The organism is Thermostichus sp. OS-CIW-29, from assembly GCF_054058195.1.
The window spans coordinates 1-3,102 of sequence record NZ_JBSSAB010000065.1 but is presented as its reverse complement, the minus strand read 5'-3'; the positions used below and the strand labels follow the sequence as shown (position 1 = coordinate 3,102).

The window sequence follows — 3,102 nt, the reverse complement described above, 5'->3', positions numbered from 1 at the left end:
ACTTGGCTCATAAGTTCATTGTACTTCATCAAAGCGCATTCCTCCCGACACCGACCCTACGGGTACAGTGCGGGGCTCCTGCGATTTCTAGCTGATCCCACTCCAAAGGGATCTGCAACAACGGGCTTATTGAGAGTTATTCACAAGAGCCATTTTCTGCACTATGCTAGATTTGGGGATAAACACCCAAGGATCCCAGGCCCGTTGTGGTGGGCGCTCTAGGATTCACAGCTCCTTTTAACTTGTGCTGGAGAGTTTTATGTCCGAAACTTCAACCCTGCGCCAGTCTTTCAACAGCGTGCGCGACAATCCTGTCTTGCTTGGCACTGAGATAACCCAGCCGGTTTGCGAGGGGATGAACGCCCTGCTGGCCAGCTTCCAGGGGCTGTACTTGCAGTACCAGAAGCATCACTTCGTGGTAGAAGGCACTGAGTTCTATCCGCTGCACCAACTCTTCAAAGATCACTACGAGCAGGCGAGGGAGCATGTCCACGACCTGGGAGAACGCCTAGAAGGGCTGGGAGGTGTGCCGGTAGCCAGCTTTGCCACCTTGGCCCAGCTTTGCTGCTTTACCCCTGAGCCGGATGGAGCTTTTGGGGCACGGCAAATGTTGATGAACGACCTGGCGGCAGAGCAGGCCATCATCGATCTGCTGCGGCGGCAGGCAGCCCAGGCGGAGAGCCTTGGGGATCGGGCCACCCGCTACCTCTACGAGCAGATCCTGTTGAAGACAGAGGATCGCGCCTTCCATCTCCATCACTTCCTGGCCAACGATAGCCTGGTGTTCGGCTTGATGAACGGCAGAGTCTAGCCAGAAGGTCCACAGGTGGGCTTGAGCCTGCCTGGTTTCCGACCTCTGGCTTTTTTTTGAAAGGCTATTGAGAATTTGTTTCATCTCTTCACTACTATTCTTTACTCTGAGGTGCTGATCCCGGCCATGAACCCCGCCTTTCTGGACTCTGAGCGCGGCTATCTCTTGAACATTCCTCTGGGCGAGCGCTGGCGCGTTGGTCGGCGGCTGATGGAATTGGGGATCCCGGCGATTTGTACAGGAGATGGTCGTCTGCGGGTGGAGGTGAGTACTCCGTTGGCCGTTCTACAGGTGCGCAGTGTGATCCGTCAGCACACAGCGCGGCGACAGGAGTTATTGGATGGCCTAGAGGTTTGTTGGCAGCTCAACACGGAGGCTGGGGGTCAAGATGAGCAAGTTTCCTAAGCAAGGGATCCCGTTTGAGTCGGAGGGCCAGTTTTTGGGATTTCTTCCCGATAAAGACGGCAAGCTCAAGTACCTGCGTTGGCAAGCCGGAGCGGACGTTTTTTCCGGCAAGATCCCCAAGCCCCTGCGTTCTGCCCTTTACCGCACCCTCAAACCTGGAGACACCGTGCAGATCTGTGGGGAGCGGGAGGTGGATCCGCACAAAGGGCGAGAGAAGTGGGTGCTTTACCGGGTGGTTCCCCTCGGAGAGAGGGCGGGGGGTTTGTCTTCGGCTTCTGGGGCTGAGGCAGCTTCCGAACCGGTTGCTCCAAACATCACAGATATCAAAGGAGATATCAAAGGTACAGACATCAAAGGTAAGGTGCTGGTCTGCCAGAAATCCGACTGTTATCGGCGTGGGGCCGGAGCGGTGATGCAAGCCCTGAACGCCCACTTGGCCGCCTACTCTGGTTCGATTTGCGTGCAGGGGGTGGGCTGCATGAAAGATTGTAAACGGGGCCCCCATGTGGTGTTTATGCCCGACAAGGCTCGTTATAGCGGCGTTTCCCCCCAGGGGATCCCGGCTTTGTTGGAGCGGCATTTTCCGCTTTCCTCGCCGCAACCCCAAGAGGTTGAAGCAGCAGCTTCTTCCTAACGCCCATGGGATCCCCACCGGCGAACAGCTCTGTGAGGTAGGCACAAAATCAAAGGGTGCAGCAGGAGTTTTCCGGCAAACCTAGGCGGAGCGAGATCCGGATTGCCGGGTGGTACAAAGGATCCCTCCTGTGTGATGCTACAGACAGAGGCAGGCTAGGGGAGGGAACAAACCTTGCGGGTGGGGATCATCGGCACCGGCTACGCAGCTCGCTCACGGGCCGAGGCCTTGCGCAAAGATGGGCAAGTGCAGATTGTCGCTGTTGCCGGTCGAGCTCCCGACCGGAGCGATGCTTTTGCCGCCGAGTTGGGGGCCGTCGCCTATTCGGACTGGTCTTCTCTGTTGGGCGAGCAGCGGCTGGATCTGGTTTTTGTCAGCACCATCAATCGGGATCATGCCGCCATTGCCCGTGCTGCTCTGGAGGCAGGGATCCACACCGTCGTGGAATATCCCCTCGCCCTCAGCGCTGCCGAAGCGCGTTCCTTGGTGCAATTGGCAGCCGAGCGGCAAGTGCTGCTGCACGTCGAACACATCGAGCTAATTAGCGGCGTTCACCGGTTGCTGAAACAAGAGCTGGAAGGGTTGGGCAAGCTGTTTGCCGTTCGCTACATCACTCTCACCGCCACCCACCCCGCCCCCGATCGCTGGACCTATCGGCCTGAGTTGTTTGGCTTCCCCCTCATGGGGGCCGTTTCTCGCATCCACCGCTTGGTGGACTTGTTGGGCAGGGTAGAACGGGTGAGCTGCCAACTGCGCTACGACGGGCCGGATCTGCCCCACCGCTACAGCAGTTGCTACTGCACAGCCCAGCTGAGTTTTGCCAGTGGGTTGCTGGCGGTGTTGACCTATGGCAAGGGGGATTCCCTGTGGTGCTCGCAGCGGCTACTGGAGTTCCACGGTCAACGGGGGGGCCTATTGATCAACGGCGAAGAGGCAACGTTGCTGCGGCCCGGCAGCGCCCACCCTCTAGAGACGGGATCCCGCCACGGCCTGTTCGAGCAAGACACCCGCATGGTGCTGGATCACCTGCGCCACGGCAGACCCCTCTATATCCATACTGAAAACATGCTCCACGCCCTGGCGGTGGCCGAGGCAGCCGAGCGATCTGCCCAAACCCAGCAGGTGGTTTGCGTTCAGGATTGGCCCTAAGGGAAGTCCCTGATACATTTACGCTGAACACTGCTGAACATCACTGTTCAACTATGCAGCGATAGCATTCTGTTTGTTTCCATTCGCGTTAGCGGGACGGAGT

At 58.2% G+C, this 3,102-nt stretch carries 4 protein-coding genes; all 4 read left to right on the top strand.

The annotated features are described in order from the left end of the window. Window positions 1-259 precede the first annotated feature (259 nt). Window positions 260-811, top strand: coding sequence for a DNA starvation/stress protection protein DpsA (dpsA, locus tag ACVWZJ_RS14070; protein ID WP_414357283.1), 552 nt, complete (start codon window positions 260-262; stop codon window positions 809-811). 126 nt (window positions 812-937) lie between these two features. Further along, window positions 938-1,216: an Asr1405/Asl0597 family protein gene (locus tag ACVWZJ_RS14065; protein WP_457396474.1), complete on the top strand. Its 279-nt coding sequence runs from the start codon at window positions 938-940 to the stop codon at window positions 1,214-1,216. Then, window positions 1,200-1,850, top strand: coding sequence for a (2Fe-2S) ferredoxin domain-containing protein (locus tag ACVWZJ_RS14060; RefSeq protein WP_011433047.1), 651 nt, complete (start codon window positions 1,200-1,202; stop codon window positions 1,848-1,850). The genes ACVWZJ_RS14065 and ACVWZJ_RS14060 overlap by 17 nt, the downstream gene beginning before the upstream one ends. 174 nt (window positions 1,851-2,024) lie before the next feature. After that, on the top strand, window positions 2,025-2,999 hold the full coding sequence (locus ACVWZJ_RS14055) for a Gfo/Idh/MocA family protein (RefSeq protein ID WP_011433046.1): 975 nt from the start codon (window positions 2,025-2,027) through the stop codon (window positions 2,997-2,999). Window positions 3,000-3,102 lie beyond the last annotated feature (103 nt).

What these genes read in the sequence shown, in the direction of transcription:
- dpsA (WP_414357283.1), top strand. Translation starts at nt 260, where the DNA reads ATGTCCGAAACTTCAACCCTGCGCCAGTCTTTCAACAGCGTGCGCGAC.
- ACVWZJ_RS14060 (WP_011433047.1), top strand. Translation starts at nt 1,200, where the DNA reads ATGAGCAAGTTTCCTAAGCAAGGGATCCCGTTTGAGTCGGAGGGCCAG.
- ACVWZJ_RS14065 (WP_457396474.1), top strand. Translation starts at nt 938, where the DNA reads ATGAACCCCGCCTTTCTGGACTCTGAGCGCGGCTATCTCTTGAACATT.